Origin of the sequence: Ensifer sp. ENS08, from assembly GCF_014852195.1 — a bacterium.
GTDB classification, from domain to species: Bacteria; Pseudomonadota; Alphaproteobacteria; order Rhizobiales; family Rhizobiaceae; genus Ensifer; species Ensifer adhaerens.
In genome coordinates this window covers 543,240-558,634 of the sequence record NZ_JACVBF010000001.1, presented here as the reverse complement: position 1 = coordinate 558,634, position 15,395 = coordinate 543,240, and the positions used below count along the sequence as shown (strand labels likewise).

The window sequence follows — 15,395 nt, the reverse complement described above, 5'->3', positions numbered from 1 at the left end:
GCGCCTCCGCCGCTTCGGTCGGGCGCATCAAGCCAAGTTCGCGCAAGTTTCGTTTCCTACGGTCCGGATCGGGACTGGTGGATTCGCGCGCATTGGAAGTCGATACTCGGCATGTCGATACCCAGAAAACCCGAATGTTGGAACTGCGCAGGGCGCTCGGCCGATGATCGGCCCGTTGACCTTGCGATACTGGGTGCGGAAACAGAATGAGTCTGTTGGATCAACTCTCGACGTTCACGAAGAACCTGAGCAGTCTCGGGCAAGGCAAGCTTATCGCGTTGGCGGCGGCTGGCATTGTCGCGGTCGGCATGGTGCTCGGGGCCGGAATTTACGTCAACAGACCCTCGTTCGAGACGCTCTATGTCGGGCTCGAACGCAGTGATGTCACCCAGATCAGCATCGCGCTGGCCGAGGCCAACATCGACTTCAATGTCGGGGCTGACGGCGCTAGTCTGCAGGTTCCCGTTGGCATGACCAGCAAGGCGCGCCTGCTGCTCGCCGAGCGTGGCCTGCCGAGCAGCGCCAATGCCGGTTATGAACTCTTCGACAATGTCGGCTCGCTCGGCCTCACCTCCTTCATGCAGGAAGTGACCCGCGTGCGTGCCCTCGAAGGCGAAATCGGCCGCACCATCCAGCAGATTTCCGGTATCGCCGCCGCCCGCGTCCACATCGTGATGCCGGAGCGCGGCAGCTTCCGCAAGGCAGACCAGAACCCCACCGCCTCGGTCATGATTCGCGCCAGCGCCACGGTCGGCCGCAGCGCCGCCGCTTCGATCCGTCATCTCGTCGCCTCGTCCGTGCCGGGGCTCGACGTCGATGACGTGACCGTGCTCGATTCGACCGGGCAGCTTCTCGCATCGGGCGACGATCCGGCCAACAGCGCCCTCAACCAGTCGCTCGGCGTCGTCCAGAACGTCCAGACCGAGCTTGAGAAGAAGATCGACAACGCGCTCGCTCCGTTCCTCGGCATGGACAACTTCCGTTCGAGCGTCACGGCACGTCTGAACACCGACACGCAGCAGATCCAGGAAACGGTGTTCGATCCGGAATCGCGGGTCGAACGCTCTACCCGCGTGACCAAGGAAGAGCAGAAGTCCAGCCAGCAGCAACCGGACAATGCAGCGACGGTGCAGCAGAACATTCCTCAGGCCGCCCCGAAGGGCGGTGCCGGCCCGCAGTCGAGCGACCAGGCCGAGAAGAAGGAAGAGCAGACCAACTACGAGATCAACAGCAAGACGATCGCCACCGTCAAGAACAGCTATACGGTCGAGCGGCTCTCCGTTGCCGTCGTCGTCAACCGCGGCCGCCTGGCAGCGATGGTCGGCGAACCGGCCGATCAGGCCAAGATCGACGCCTATCTCGCTGACATGCAGAAGATCGTCGCTTCGGCTGCCGGACTCGATACCAACCGCGGCGACGTCGTGACCCTGACCGCCATGGACTTCGTCGAGACGCAGCTGCTCGACCAGGCGGTTGCCGGTCCGGGTGTGATGGAGACGCTCACTCGCAATCTCGGCGGTATCATCAACGCGCTCGCCTTCATCGTCGTCGCCTTCCTGGTGGTCTGGATGGGCATGCGGCCGCTGGCACGCCAGCTCGGTCTCGGTGGCGGTGCCGGTCAGATCCAGGGCGAAGCAGCCGGCCTCGAACTGCCCGACTTCTCTCCGGCCAATGCCGGTGCCGGTGGCGCGCTCATGGACGGCTTCGGCTCGGACTTCGGCTTCGACAGCACCGACGACCTGCTCAGCATGGGCGACGACAGCGGCGGCTTCAACCGCCGCGTCAAGGAAGGGCCGGAGCGGCGCCTGGCCCGCATGGTCGAGATCAGCGAAGAGCGCGCGGCGAAGATCCTGCGCAAGTGGGCACTCGACAAGGCGGCCTGACACTCAGAAAACAGCTTTGGAATTTCTTGCAAATCCCGCCCTCGTGGCGGGATTTTTCTTGTCCCCGCTGCCTGTGATCGCGCTTGCGGTGGATTTCGATGTTCGGAGCAAATATTGCGGGAGTCCGGCCGCCGGTTTTCATCTGGCTTCAAAATTGCTTCAAGTTTCGAAGGGAGCTCGCGTGAGTCCCGGTGGAATCCCGGATGGTAATATTTTAACGATATCTTAATTTATAGATTCCGCGCGCCCGCATGACGTGCATTGTGCTGTGTCATCTACTATGACGGATTCGAGCAATACAGAGTTCAATCGAAATATATCTTTGTTATGGTCGAAATTAATTCTATGTCCTTCACAATTTATATATCGGTAAAATGAGCGTTGTCTGAAAATAGGCTGGTGCATTTGAGCAACAGCTATGAAAACAAAGTATAATATCGCGCGAATTCGAAATTCTCTGTACGCGAAGAACCGTCCTTTTTTGGGATGAAATTCCGGTATTTTCCACTTGCAACGCTGCATTGGATCCCGCCTGAGGCGCGGAAATTGCGGATTTTCAGGAGAAAAATCTCTGTTTTTCAATGTGTTGCGATGCCGCGCCGGTTCTGGCAGTGGCGCAGGGGCGTTGGCAGGGGTGACTGATCGCGAATCGCGACATGCCAGCGGCACGAAGTAAATAGCCAGAAGACGGCGATGTTTTTTTTCTCGCGTCGATGTACATTTTTAGCAGTTGATTCGTGTCCTGATCTGCGACTGGTGGTGATATTCGGCTTCGGCCGGCTGTTGGCGGCGGCAGCGCAAATGCAGTTCCGGGATGTGGATCCGGCACAGGGGCTGAACTCATGGACATTTCGCAAGCAGACATTGCTGTCTGGCCTTTGCCGACGGCACCGACACGCGCACGCGGCGGCGGGTTTTCGCGCGAGCAGCTTTTGCGACGACTGGGCGAAGTCGCCGGGCGCGGTGCTCTCGGAAGCGGCCTTTCGGCGCTGACGGAATATGTCGGCGCAAGCCATTATCTGTTGGCGCGCTATGATCTGTCACAGGACAGCGGTCTCGACCATGTGGTCTGCTCGGACTGGCCTTTCGACGTCGTCCGGCGGCTTTCCGGCGTGATCACCGCGCTTCATGCCAAGACCACCGAACTGGAAAAGTGCCTCGCGGTGTTGCAGCCGTGTTTTCATGCGCTGCCAGACAATACCGAGCTTCCGCGCGGCATCAGCCGCGAATATTGCGCGATCACCTTCAATGTCGGGCGCCTGCGTTTCTCCCTGATGCTCCTGGTCCCGGAAGACGTGATCCTGTCGCAGGAGAGCCTGCGTGACGTGACGTTGCTGGCGGGCTATCTTGCAAGCTTCACCACGCGCGCCGAAGTCCGCCATGACCGCGATTTCGAGCTTACGGAGCGCGAACTCGAGTGCCTGTTCTGGATTGCCGAAGGCAAGACGAGCGAAGAGATCGCGGTGATCCTCGGCATTTCGCGCAACACCATCAACAACTACATCACCAGCGTCATGCGCAAGACTGCGACCAGGACGCGGTCGGAAGCGATTGCCTACGCGGTGCGCAACAATCTTGTGTAAGGGACGGGCGCGATGACGCATTTTCTTGGCGGCGGGCGGATCGAGGACGAGCAGAAGCTCGCGAGGAACGGCAACCGCGCCGCGCGAGCGGCCACCTTGGTCACGCGCCTGCAAGCCATGCAGCGTCAGATCAACGCCAAGCACTTTGCAGTCCTGCGGCTCAACGGCAAGGGAACCGGCAGCGCCCGAAAGCTCACTTGCGTCCTCGACAACTGGGGCGTCGCTGCCGAAGCGAACGCCCATGATCTCGTCAATGCCTATGGCGAAGAACTCGTCGCTCATCTCGACCAGTCGCTGCTGCCGGTCCTTTGGGACGGCGCCGGCGAGCACCAGGCGGCAGAGCTTTCCGAGCTGGCGCCTTTCGCGCATCGCCTGAAGGGCCGCAAGCTTCCCTATTCCGGCATCGCCTTTCCCGTCAGGCTCGGCGCCCAGGGCAACGGCTATGTCGTCTTCGCAGGCAGTTATGTGGATGCCTCCACCGAGCAGGTGGTCGATCTGCACGGCCGCAGCTGCATGATCATGACCGATCTGCTGGCGGCCGACGAGAAGCGTGTCGCACCGGCGGAAACCTTGAGCGACCGCGAGATCGCCTGCCTGCAGATGGCGGGCGACGGTCACATCAGCGAAGAGATCGCCGAGCGCATGGGACTTTCGGTCCACACGGTCAACGCCTATCTAGGCGCGGCGACGACGAAGCTCGATTCGGTCAACCGCATCCAGGCGATCGCCAAGGCAATCCGCCTCGGCTACATCAGCTGACTCTGAACTAGACGGATCGCTCCGGCCTTTTGAGCAGCGGCGCCGACGGAATTTAACCTGCCAGCGTCAATCGCACGTCCGCACGAGACCCGTCCGAGCGGTGCTTTCAGCTCGCCAGCGGCAACTCATAGGACTTGATGAATTTCGCCTCTGCCAGGCTCCGAGCCAGGAAGGCCGTGTTCTCGTCCGGGTCGGACGAGGGGTTCTGGAAATTGATGTGGCTGATCTCGATCCCGGCCGTCTCGTTGCCGAGCGACAGGCGGACATAGATGGTCACGCCGCGGGGTTTCAGTTCGAGGTCGAGCACGATTTCCGGCTCGCTGTCCCAATCCAGATTGTAGTTGCCGCCGAGGCCGAAATTGACCGTGCCGGGCAGAAAATAGAGCTCCGCTGCCGATTCGACGAGGTCAGCGAGGCTGGCATAGGACTCGAACCGCAATAGCGCGATGAAATCGGCGGCGTCGATGAGACGCAGTTCGGTCGCCACGGGGCGAATTGCTTCAGCTACGATCTGTTCCCGCTTCTCGGAGAATTCGCACTTTTTCATCGGAGTTATGTCATCCGTTTTGGTTGCGACGCATGCACCCGGTGAATGAGTTCGGCAACAGCCTTGTAAAACACCGGTGGAATCACACTATCGACCGAGACTTGTGCAAACATGGAGCGTGCAAGCGGCGGATCTTCGAAGACCGGAACACCGTTTTTCTCCGCAATCTCACGGATTTTGAGGGCAACCAGGTCCTGGCCCATTGCTACGACCACGGGGGCGTCGCTCTCCTCGCGGACATAACGCAAGGCGACGGCATAGTGGGTCGGGTTGGCGATGACGAGCGTGGCGCGCGGCACAGACGAGATCATGCGCTTGCGCGCCCGGTCGCGCTGCATCGAGCGCAGGCGCGATTTGACGATCGGGTCGCCCTGCGCCTGTTTCATTTCCTCCTTCACTTCCTGCTTGGTCATCATCAGTTCGGTGTACCAATGGTGCCGCGACCAGAAGAGGTCGGCGATCGCCAGCACAGCGGTCGACAGCAGAATGACGATCATTATCTCGTTGAGGTCGCTCGCCATCGTCGAGAACATCGTGACCGGATCAGAAAACATCAGGTCGAGCGTGGCGAAATAGTCGTTCCAGAGCACCAGAACGACGACGACTGACACGATGATGATCTTGAACAGCGACTTGCCGAATTCGACCAGGCCCTGGATGCCGAAGATCCGCTTGAGCCCCGCCATCGGCGAAACCCGATTGAGCTTTGGCTGGATGCGGTCGAGAACCGGCACGGGCAGGTTCTGGAAGATGGAGGCGCCGACGCCGAAGACGATGAGCAGGACGAAAGCCGGGACAACCAGGGCTGTCGATTTCCAGATAAGATGGGTGATCAGTGCCACAACGTCGGTGGCGTTTTCCAGCCGCCAGGCCTCCGGTTGCTCGAAGATATCCTTGAGCGCCTCGGTGAGGGTGGCGACGCCGTCGGTCAGGAAGAAGACGAAGAAAATGTAGATCGCGAGCGTCGATGCGAACATCGTGGCTTCACGAGAAAAGGGCACGTTACCCTTTTCGGCGGCGTCGGAGATCTTCTTCTCTGACGGGGCTTCTGTTTTGCTGTCTTTATCCTGATCGTCCGACATGAGACAGGACGGCTCCCGGTTCCTCTACAGCGACGCGCGTCCGGCGGACATACGCCCTGCATTGCGCCTCCTGTAGTGGACCGAGCGCGGGAACCAGGCAAGAGTTGAGCCCCGGCATTCGCCGGGGCTCAACAGAAATTACCCTTTGGGGAGCGGTAGCCCGGCCGCTTTGTGCGGCTCGTCAGACGGAGGCAGGCTTCAGGCCGCCTGCACGTCCTTTTCCTTGAGTTCGAGCTGTCCGTTCGCAGCCAACCTGATGGCTTCCTGCGTGATCGAGCGGCGTGCGATGGCGATATCGCGCGGATTGATGCCGGCATCGCCCATGGCGAGATCGGACTCGATCATGCGGCGCTGGCGCGCGCCGATCGAGGCGAGTACCGATTCGCGCAGTTCCGACGTCGAGCCGCGCAGCGCCATCGTGATGATGTCGGTCGACACGTCGTTGAAGAGCTGAACGCGGCTGCGCTGCGGCATGTAGAGCACGTCGTCGAAGAGGAAGATCTTCGGGCGTACCTTGTTGGCGGAGGCGGTGCTGAGCGATTCGAGCGAGGCGAGCAGCGTATCGACCTGCGGCTTGTCGAGTTCGTTCATCACCTCGGCGATCTTGGCCGGGCCCGCCGAATTGCGTTCCGCTTCCATCTCGCCGATCATTTCCATGACGCGGTTTTCGATGATCGCAGCGGCCTTCGGGTTGACGTCCTTCATGTTGACGGCGCGCTTCAGGATGTCCGGGCGCTGTTCTTCCGACAGCTGCAGCAGCACCTTGGCGCCGAAGCTGGAAGGCATCATCGACAGCACGTAAGCGATCGTCTGCGCATGTTCCTTGGCAAGCTGGACGGAAACGGCAACCGGGTCGCACTCCTGCAGGCGATCCCAGATGTTGGCTTCGTAGGACTGGAAGGTGGCGCGTCGGCCGAGCAGGCCATCGACTTCGTCCGGCGTCAGGCCTTCTTCGAGAATGCTCTCGATCGCCTTGGCGTTGTCCATGAGGCCGGCACCCTCGGTGAAGAGGTCTTCGAACTCGTTGACGAGCGCTTCGAGCTCATGCGGCGGAATGGCGCGCAGCGACTGCGCCGAGGCGATGATCGACTGCAGCTCGCTCTGGGTGAAGAACTTCAACAGCTTGCTGGCGACGCCCTTGCCCATGGCAAGCAGAACGGCCGCTGCCTTGTCCGTCTGGCTGAGCGGCCTTGATAGCGCCTGAGCCTCGAAACTTTCGAAATCCATCATGGATTCATCCTTCGCCCAATCATTGGGCCCTACGACTTCTTATTGCCCTTGATCTCGATGAGTTTGACGCCGAAGCGGGTATCGTCGCCTTCGAGAACGGTAATTTCGCCACGGCCGATCACGCGACCGTTGACCATGATCTCCACCGGCTCGCCGATGCGGCGATCCAGCGCGATCGTTGCGCCTTCGCTGAGGTTCATGAGGCCCGAAACCTGCATCCGGCTCGAGCCGAGCACGATCTGGACGTCGATCGGAATGTCCATGATCAGGTCGAGATTGGCATTCATGCCGCTGCCGGGCGGTGTATCGACGGCCACATCAGCGCTGTCGAAGGACGTCGCGGCAAAATCCGTGCCGCCGAAGTCGCTCGTCGCGGCCGCGCCGCCGAGATCGGCGCCGAAGTCGCTGGAGCCGAAATCGCCGCCGAATGCGTCGAGGCCGCCAGCGGCCGGTGCGCCAAAATCACTGCCGAAATCGGTCGTGCCAAGCGTTTCGGCGCCGAATTCGGAGCCGAAAGCATCAGGCGTGTCGGAATCCTGCTTCAGGACACCGCGCAGGTCATTGATCGCCTGGTCGAGTTCCATGTCTCCGACAGCGACTTCGGCCTGTTCGTTGATGGGTGCTTTTTTGGGTGCCATGTGAGAACTATTCCAGTTGAAGCTTGCCTCAGGCATGCTGCGAGCGCGCGGCAGGCCGATTTAACTCATGATGTGGCGAAGGATGTCCTGTTCGGATCCGTGCGTATCCTTGACCCGAACCGTGTATTTCGATCCGGCGCGCCCGAATTCGCAGACATAGAGGTCGCGGCCATTGGCGTTGACGTCGACGCGAACGTCCTGGGCGTCGAGGAAGGGAATGACGTCGCCCGGTTGCAGGCGGCTGATCGTGTCGAGCGTCAGGCTTTCGAGCCGGATGCGCGCCTCGATCGTCACCGCCGAACGGCGAACCTGTTCTTCCAGCTGCTCCGTCCACTCGGCCTTCGCCTTGCGCTGCTGTCCGCTTCCCTTGGGGAAGACGATCGTTGTCTTCAGAAGCACGCTTTGCGGAACGATGATCGAGAAGGTGGAAAGCACGGGGCCGAAGCCGATCGTCATGTCGATGGCGCCGGCGTGAACGTCCTCGATCATCGGATCGGGCTTGGCGCGCGCCACGCTGTTGAGCGGGCGTTCGACGATCGGCTCGAAACCGCCGGGGGCATTGACGGCGGTCCTGAGCACGTCGGCGATCTTCTCGAACAGCGGCACGGCCACGTCGATCTCGATCTGGGAGAGCGCGCGCGGCTGCGGCTCTTCGATGCCGGCGGGCTCGGCGCCGAGCAGCGCCTCCACCAGAGCGATGATGATCGGGCTGTCGCAGCCGATCTGAAAGTCCGTGCACCAGTTACGCAGCGAAACCTCGCTGATGAGCACGCCGGTTCCCATCGACGCGATCAATTCGCGGCGCATGCCTGTCCGATGGCCGGCATAGCCGATGGTGATGTCGAGACCCGTCTCCGCTCGGCAGATATCCGGCAGGAATTCGCCGAAGACCTGGCCGAGTTCGAGGGCCAGTCGGCCGATCACCCGGTCGTCGCCGAGCGCGCCGGTCATGCGCGCCAGAAGTTTACGGTCGAATGCGTGAACGTTGGAGGTCATCAGATCAAGCCGCCTTGCTTTCGCCGCCGCCACCGGGGTTCATCATTTCCTGCTCGACTGCGTCGATCGACGGACGCTCGTAGGCCGAGATGGTCTTGCGGCCATATTCGAGAGCAACCTGCGGAACCGAACCGTTCATGTAGGCAAGCAGCGTCTGCTTGACGATGATGTAGAGGCGGTTCTGCTTTTCGCGCACCGATTTGACGTTGGCGACCAGCGGCGCGACGATCGAATAGGAGAGAAACACGCCGAGCAGGGTGCCGACGAGGGCGGCCGCGATCTTGGCGCCCAGAACTTCCGGCGCCTCGCTGATAGCACCCATCGCCTTGATGACGCCGAGAACGGCTGCGACGATACCGATCGCCGGGAAGGCGTCGCCCATCGTGTTCAGCGCGTGATAGCACTTCATCTTGTCGTGGGTGATGGTCTGGATTTCCTCGTCCATCAGCGCTTCGATCTCGTGCGAACGGGCGTTGCCGATGATGATCAGGCGCACGTAATCGCAGATGAAAGCGGTCAGTTCCTTGTTCTTCAGAACCGTCGGGGCCGACTGGAAGATCGAAGATTCCTCGGGGTTGTCGATGTGGCTTTCGATCTCGTTGCGCGACTTGGTGCGCAGGTCGCGCATCAGCGAATAGAGAACGCCGAGCGTGTCGAGATATTCGCGCTCTTTCGGCACCTTGTGGCGAAAGGCTTCGCCGAGCGCCTTGCCGGTATCCTTCACCACCTTCATGGAGTTGGCCATGATGAAACCGCCGACGCCGGCGCCACCGATGATCAACAGTTCGAAGGGCTGGTTGAGGACTTCCATGTGGCCGCCCATCGCCAGATAGCCGCCGAGGATACAGCCGAACGTCACAAGAAGCCCGATGATGATATTCATTTTCGATACCTGCCGCGATCTTATTTTCCGCTAACGGGATACGGTTTCATCCTTGCGTGAGGCTGGCCGGTCCTGGCGACAAGGCCACCTGGCGGAACAGGTTCGCGCAAGGCTGTCCGGTCAGGATTTGTCAGGGCAGGCTCAGGGGCTGCCTGTCTCATTCCGGCAGGGGCGGAGCGATCGTGACCACGACCTATACGAGCTACAAGCTGATTACGGCCGACTTGACGAAGTCGCTGGCCCGCGTTGCCGAGCAGCCGGATGTGGCGCGCGAGACCGCGTACTATCTGTCGAAGATCGGCGACGTCAAAACGATCGACGACTTCTTTGCCGATACCCGCCTCTACAATTACGCGATGAAGGCGCATGGCCTGGAAGACATGGCCTATGCCAAGGCCTTCATGCGCAAGGTGCTGACCGAAGGCGTCGACAACGAAGATGCCTTTGCCAACAAGCTGACCGACAACCGTTACAAGCAGCTCGTCGAATCGCTGAATTTTGCCGCCCACGGCGCGGCCGCCACATCCTTCGACCGTGCGCAGAAGGGCGTCGCAGAAAAATACACGCGCCAGACCTTGGAACAGGACGCAGGCGAAGAGAATGCCGGCGTCAGGCTTGCCCTTTATTTTTCGCGCATGGCGCCGACGATCAACAGCGGCTACGCCATCATCGCCGATGAGGCGATTGCCCAGGTGGTGCGCACGGCGCTGCAGCTGCCCGACGAATTCGCAGCGACCAATGTCGATCGCCAGGCCGAGACCTATGAACAGGCGCTCGATTTCAAGGACTTCCAGGACCCGACCAAGGTAGCCGAGTTTCTCGACCGGTTCACCGCGCTCTGGGAAACCAAAAATTCAACGGACGGTTATGATCCGCTCGCGGTCTTCGGCTCATCGAGCGGCTACGGCATTTCTTCCGATCTTCTCCTGTCCATCAACAGCCTGAAACTCGGGGGAAACTGAGCGTGCAAACCGGTCTCTACGTCGCGATTTCGTCGCAGATGGCGCTTGAAAAGCGCCTCAATACGCTTGCCGACAACATCGCGAACGCCAACACCGTCGGCTTCCGCGGCACCGAGGTGAAGTTCAACGAGATGCTCGGCGACACGAAGCCGACCAAGGTTGCCTATGTCAACAAGGGCGAGGAGTTCCTGAACACCAGCAACGGTTCGCTGACGCGCACCGGCTCGGCGCTCGACTTCGCCGTCAAGGGCGATGCCTGGTTCCAAATCGAGACGCCCGCCGGCCCGGCGCTGACGCGCGACGGGCGGTTCACGCTGACGGATACCGGCGAACTCGTCACCATTCGCGGCTATCCGGTTCTCGACGCCGGCGGCGCGCCGATCCAGCTCAACGGCAACGGCGGCGACATCACCGTCGGCGCCGATGGTGCGCTTCACCAGAACGGTGTCGCGGTCGCCTCGCTCGGCCTTTACGAGGCCGATTTCAGCAAGGGTTTCATCCGTCTCGACAACAGCGCCGTTCAGCCGGCGGCACAGGTCGAGCCGGTCGTCGACCGTTTCGATGTCGGCGTCATGCAGGGCTTCCTCGAGGAGTCCAACGTCAATGCCATTCAGGAAATGTCGCAGCTGATCATGGTCACCCGCGCCTTCGACAACATCACCGCCCTGCTGCGCGACAGCGAAGGATCGCTCGAAGAAGCGGTCAAGACGCTTGGCGGCAGCCGCTAATCTGTGACGGACATCGGCATGCAAAGCGAAGGCCAGAAAACGAGCACGGGATCGACATCTCTGGCGGCACTTGCCGGCCTGGTCGAACGCTATGCCAAACCCGAATTCTCGATCGCGCCCGGCGGTCACGTCCAGACGATCTCGCCTGGCCACTATACGGTGACTGGCCTGTCGCGCCATGTCCGGCTCGGCGATTTCGTCGCCCACAAGAGCGTCACCGGAACCCATCTCGGCGAGGTCGTTCGGGTCGAGCCGGAGCGGGTGGTCGTCTGCCCGATCGAGCCCGGCGATCCGATCGGCATCCACGACACGGTCATTCGCAAGGGCGCCTTCCGTGTCGCGCCGACCGACCAATGGTGCGGCCGCGCGATCAATGCGCTCGGCGAGCCGATCGATGGTCTCGGACCTCTACAGCAGGGCGACGTGCGCCGCTCGATCACCAACACCGCGCCGCCGTCGATGACGCGCAAGCGAGTCGAGAAGGGCTTCCTGACCGGCGTGCGCGCGATCGACATTTTTTCGCCGCTCTGCCTTGGTCAGCGTCTCGGCATCTTTGCCGGTTCGGGCGTCGGCAAGTCGACGCTGCTCTCCATGCTGGCGCGCGCCGATGCCTTTGACAAGGTGGTGATCGCGCTGGTCGGCGAACGTGGCCGTGAAGTGCGCGAATTCATCGAGGATACGCTGGGCGACAATCTGGCGAAGTCCGTCGCGGTCGTCGCGACCAGCGACGAAAGCCCGATGCTGCGCAAGATGGCGCCGCTGACCGCCGTCACCATCGCCGAGCATTATCGCGACAACGGCGACAATGTTCTTCTGATCGTCGACAGCGTCACCCGCTTCGCCCACGCGATCCGCGAGGTCGCAACCGCGTCCGGCGAGCCGCCGATCGCGCGCGGCTATCCGGCCTCTGTCTTCACCGAACTGCCGCGCCTTCTGGAGCGCGCCGGCCCCGGCACCGAAGGCGCCGGCACGATCACGGCGATCATCTCCATCCTGGTCGACGGCGACAACCACAACGATCCGGTCGCCGACTCGACGCGCGGTATCCTCGATGGGCACATCGTGCTCGAACGCAGTCTTGCGGAGGAGGGGCGGTATCCGCCGATCAATCCGCTCGCCTCTATCTCGCGCCTGGCGCGCAAGGCCTGGACCCCCGACCAGGAGAAGCTGGTCTCACGCCTGAAGGCGCTGATCCACCGCTTCGAAGAGACCCGCGACCTTCGCCTGATCGGCGGCTATCGCCCGGGTGGCGATCCGGATCTCGACATGGCGATCAAGCAGGTGCCGGTCATCTACGAGGTACTGACGCAGACCGCCGGTGAGCGCCCGGCACAGGATGCCTTTTCCGATCTCGCCAACGCGCTGAAGGCGGCGGCGATGGGCAATCAGCCGGGTGCGAGAGCGAGGTGATGACCATGACCGATTATGACGCGGACGAGATGGTGCATCAGCGCAAGCGCAGCCGCATGCCGATGACCGACAAGTTCCTGGCCGCGACCGGCGTGGCGCTTGCCGCTTTCGCGACCTTCTTTCCCTGGTATGCCTTCTTCCACCAGGACAAGTTCACCATGCCGCCTTTGTGGCAGGGCTCGACCCGTGATCTGCCGGAACGCGCCGCGCGCAACGTCGTCTCGGTTTCTCCGCTCGCCATGCCCGACGCGGACGGCGACACCGTGGCCGCCATCGACCAGCTGACGACGGCGACCGTGCCGGGCATCGGCGCTGGTCCGGGACCGGAAGGTACGGCTGCCGAAGAGGGGCTGTCGCAGCCCTTTCCCGGCAAGTCCGGCTTCAAGCTGATGCATGTCGCCAACGGCCGGGCGCTGATCGAGGATGCGAGCGGCATGTATATCGTGCGCATCGGCTCGGTTCTGCCCGACAACACGCGTCTTGCCACGCTCGAGCAGCGGGATGGCCACTGGGTCATGATCACCTCGTCCGGCGAAATGTACCAGGCCAACTGACGTAGACCCGAATTCCTTGCTCGTGACCGCCGCGCCATCTCTGACGGATGACGCGGCTTTCCGTCTTTTGCAGGCAATCCCCGGCAGCAGAGGCCCCGATCCCTTGGGCATCGCTTTCCGACGAAAGTCCCACGCAAGATTACCGGCCTAGGTTCGCATCACCAAGCATGGAGCTTTTGATGCAACCGATTCAGCTTTTCGAACTCGCGTCCCGGCAGGCCCAGTGGCTGACCGTTCGCCAGAACGTGGTGGCCGGCAACATCGCCAATGCGAACACGCCGCACTACAAGGCCAAGGACGTCAAGCCGTTCGAAAGCGTGCTGCAGGACGCCGGCATCCAGATGGCGGCGACCAACAAGATGCACTTCACGGACGGCCTCGCAGCCTCTCAGGTGGCTGAAGTCGGCATGGTCGACGGTGTGCAGATCCAGCAATCCGGCAACAGCGTCGCGATCGAGCAGGAAATGATGAAGACCGGCGAAATCAAGCGCGACTACGAGCTCTCCGCCGGCCTTGTGAAGGCCTTTCACCGAATGATGCTAATGGCGGTACGGAAGTAAGAACCATGGATCCATTGACCTCGGCCCTCAAGGTATCGGCCTCCGGCCTGCAGGCGGAATCGACTCGCCTGCGCATCGTCTCCGAAAACATCGCCAATGCCCGCTCCACCGGCGATACGCCGGGCGCGGATCCCTATCGCCGCAAGACCATCAGCTTTGCTGCCGAAGTGGACCGCGCAAGCGGCGCCTCGCTGGTCGAAATCGAGCGGCAGGGCACGGACGATTCGGATTTCAACATCGAGTTCGATCCGGGCAATCCGGCCGCCAATGAAAAGGGCATGGTCAAGCTGCCGAACGTCAACATTCTGGTGGAGATGGCCGATATGCGCGAAGCCAACCGCGCCTATGAGGCGAACCTCCAGACCATCAAGCAGTCCCGCGACCTGATTTCCCAGACAATCGACCTGTTGAGAGCCTCGCAATAATGATCGATGCAGTTAAATCCCTCGGCGCGTTCTCGGTCACCAAAGAGACCGACGGCACCCACTCCACGTCATCCTCGTCGTCGATCTTCGGCATGCCGGCCGCCACCCAGGGCGTGCCGCAGGGGCAGAGCTTCGCTTCGGTTCTCGGCGACATGGCGAGCGACGCCATCGGCGCCATGAAGAAGGCCGAAGGCATGTCACTCGACGGCATTCGCGGCCAGGCAAACACCCGTGAGGTCGTCGATGCGGTGATGAGCGCCGAACAGTCGCTGCAGACCGCGATCGCGATCCGCGACAAGGTGGTCACCGCCTACCTCGAAATCGCGCGCATGCAGATCTGAAGGAACGAGACATGAAGGCCCTTTCCATTGCCGCCACCGGCATGAACGCCCAGCAGCTGAACCTCGAAGTCATCGCGAACAACATCGCGAACATCAACACGACGGGTTACAAGCGTGCGCGCGCCGAGTTCTCCGATCTGCTTTATCAAACCGAACGCGCCCAGGGCGTGCCGAACCGCTCGAACCAGGCGATCGTTCCGGAAGGCGCGATCATCGGTCTCGGCGTGCAGACGGCGGCCGTACGCAACCTTCACATCCAGGGCAGCATGGTTTCGACCGGCAACGAGTACGACCTGGCGCTGATCGGTCGTGGCTGGTTCCAGGTCGAAACGCCCGATGGCGAGACGGTCTATACCCGTGCCGGCGCCTTCAACAAGAATGCGCAAGGCCAGCTCGTGACGATCGACGGCTACACCGTTGTTCCGGGCATCACCGTTCCGCAGGACGCGACCGACATCGTCTTCACGAGCTCCGGCCAGGTGATGGTGCGCATCGGCAACGACCCCGCCATGCAGGAAATCGGCCAGCTGACGATCGCCAACTTCGTCAACGAGGCGGGCCTCGAGCCGCAGGGCGAAAACCTCTTCAAACAGACGCCGGCCTCCGGCGACGCGATCGTCGGTACGCCTGCCGATCCGGGCTTCGCGCAGATCAAGCAGAAGTATCTCGAAGCGTCCAACGTCGATCCGGTCAAGGAAATCACCGACCTGATCTCTGCGCAGCGCGCCTACGAGATGAACTCCAAGATCATTCAGGCCGCCGATGAAATGGCGGCCACGGTGAGCAAGAACCTCAGGTAACGAAAGAGGGGGCA

The 15,395-nt window shown here is 61.7% G+C and carries 17 protein-coding genes; 11 read left to right on the top strand and 6 right to left on the bottom strand.

Features of this window, described 5'->3' with window-relative positions; translation table 11 throughout:
• The first annotated feature begins 206 nt into the window (after positions 1-206).
• The 3 genes from fliF to IB272_RS02605 all read left to right on the top strand — a co-directional run bounded on the left by fliF (position 207) and on the right by IB272_RS02605 (position 4,225).
• Positions 207-1,883, top strand: a complete 1,677-nt coding sequence (fliF, locus tag IB272_RS02615; protein WP_034796933.1) for a flagellar basal-body MS-ring/collar protein FliF — start codon at positions 207-209, stop codon at positions 1,881-1,883.
• 842 nt (positions 1,884-2,725) lie between these two features.
• Positions 2,726-3,466 (top strand): helix-turn-helix domain-containing protein, encoded by a 741-nt coding sequence (locus IB272_RS02610; protein ID WP_034796931.1) that lies wholly within the window; start codon positions 2,726-2,728, stop codon positions 3,464-3,466.
• Positions 3,467-3,478: 12 nt separating this feature from the next.
• A complete protein-coding gene (locus tag IB272_RS02605) occupies positions 3,479-4,225 on the top strand; it encodes a helix-turn-helix transcriptional regulator (protein ID WP_060522253.1) in 747 nt (248 codons plus the stop codon).
• 106 nt (positions 4,226-4,331) lie between these two features.
• Here the strand turns inward: IB272_RS02605 and IB272_RS02600 are convergent, their stop codons facing one another.
• The 6 genes from IB272_RS02600 to motA all read right to left on the bottom strand — a co-directional run bounded on the left by IB272_RS02600 (position 4,332) and on the right by motA (position 9,601).
• Positions 4,332-4,772 carry a hypothetical protein gene (locus IB272_RS02600; protein WP_043613045.1) on the bottom strand — a complete coding sequence of 147 codons (441 nt, stop codon included), beginning with the start codon at positions 4,770-4,772 and terminating at the stop codon, positions 4,332-4,334.
• A gap of 5 nt (positions 4,773-4,777) precedes the next feature.
• Complete coding sequence (gene flhB / locus IB272_RS02595; protein WP_034796927.1) at positions 4,778-5,854, bottom strand: flagellar biosynthesis protein FlhB; 1,077 nt, start codon at positions 5,852-5,854, stop codon at positions 4,778-4,780.
• 198 nt (positions 5,855-6,052) lie between these two features.
• Positions 6,053-7,084 (bottom strand): flagellar motor switch protein FliG, encoded by a 1,032-nt coding sequence (gene fliG, locus IB272_RS02590; protein WP_034796925.1) that lies wholly within the window; start codon positions 7,082-7,084, stop codon positions 6,053-6,055.
• A 29-nt stretch (positions 7,085-7,113) separates the two neighbouring features.
• Entirely contained in the window at positions 7,114-7,722 is a 609-nt protein-coding gene (gene fliN, locus IB272_RS02585; RefSeq protein WP_034796923.1) for a flagellar motor switch protein FliN, read from the bottom strand.
• A gap of 60 nt (positions 7,723-7,782) precedes the next feature.
• The gene (locus IB272_RS02580) at positions 7,783-8,718 is read right to left on the bottom strand and encodes a FliM/FliN family flagellar motor switch protein (RefSeq protein ID WP_034797578.1); all 936 of its coding nucleotides are present in this window, start codon (positions 8,716-8,718) and stop codon (positions 7,783-7,785) included.
• Between the two features lie 4 nt (positions 8,719-8,722).
• On the bottom strand, positions 8,723-9,601 hold the full coding sequence (gene motA, locus IB272_RS02575) for a flagellar motor stator protein MotA (protein WP_034796921.1): 879 nt from the start codon (positions 9,599-9,601) through the stop codon (positions 8,723-8,725).
• A gap of 182 nt (positions 9,602-9,783) precedes the next feature.
• Here motA and IB272_RS02570 point away from each other — a divergent pair, with 182 nt between their 5' ends.
• From IB272_RS02570 to flgG, 8 genes are all read left to right on the top strand, one after another.
• Entirely contained in the window at positions 9,784-10,563 is a 780-nt protein-coding gene (locus tag IB272_RS02570; RefSeq protein WP_034796919.1) for a DUF1217 domain-containing protein, read from the top strand.
• Between the two features lie 2 nt (positions 10,564-10,565).
• Positions 10,566-11,291: a flagellar basal-body rod protein FlgF gene (gene flgF, locus IB272_RS02565; RefSeq protein WP_034796916.1), complete on the top strand. Its 726-nt coding sequence runs from the start codon at positions 10,566-10,568 to the stop codon at positions 11,289-11,291.
• 18 nt (positions 11,292-11,309) lie between these two features.
• On the top strand, positions 11,310-12,701 hold the full coding sequence (gene fliI, locus IB272_RS02560) for a flagellar protein export ATPase FliI (RefSeq protein WP_034797576.1): 1,392 nt from the start codon (positions 11,310-11,312) through the stop codon (positions 12,699-12,701).
• Positions 12,701-13,255 (top strand): hypothetical protein, encoded by a 555-nt coding sequence (locus IB272_RS02555; RefSeq protein WP_060581897.1) that lies wholly within the window; start codon positions 12,701-12,703, stop codon positions 13,253-13,255. Before fliI ends, IB272_RS02555 begins: the two co-directional genes overlap by 1 nt.
• Before the next feature lie 179 nt (positions 13,256-13,434).
• The gene (gene flgB / locus IB272_RS02550) at positions 13,435-13,815 is read left to right on the top strand and encodes a flagellar basal body rod protein FlgB (protein ID WP_034797574.1); all 381 of its coding nucleotides are present in this window, start codon (positions 13,435-13,437) and stop codon (positions 13,813-13,815) included.
• Positions 13,816-13,820: 5 nt separating this feature from the next.
• A complete protein-coding gene (flgC, locus tag IB272_RS02545; RefSeq protein ID WP_034796910.1) occupies positions 13,821-14,240 on the top strand; it encodes a flagellar basal body rod protein FlgC in 420 nt (139 codons plus the stop codon).
• Positions 14,240-14,581, top strand: coding sequence for a flagellar hook-basal body complex protein FliE (locus IB272_RS02540; protein ID WP_034796908.1), 342 nt, complete (start codon positions 14,240-14,242; stop codon positions 14,579-14,581). Before flgC ends, IB272_RS02540 begins: the two co-directional genes overlap by 1 nt.
• Before the next feature lie 11 nt (positions 14,582-14,592).
• Complete coding sequence (flgG, locus tag IB272_RS02535; protein WP_034796905.1) at positions 14,593-15,381, top strand: flagellar basal-body rod protein FlgG; 789 nt, start codon at positions 14,593-14,595, stop codon at positions 15,379-15,381.
• Positions 15,382-15,395: the final 14 nt, after the last annotated feature.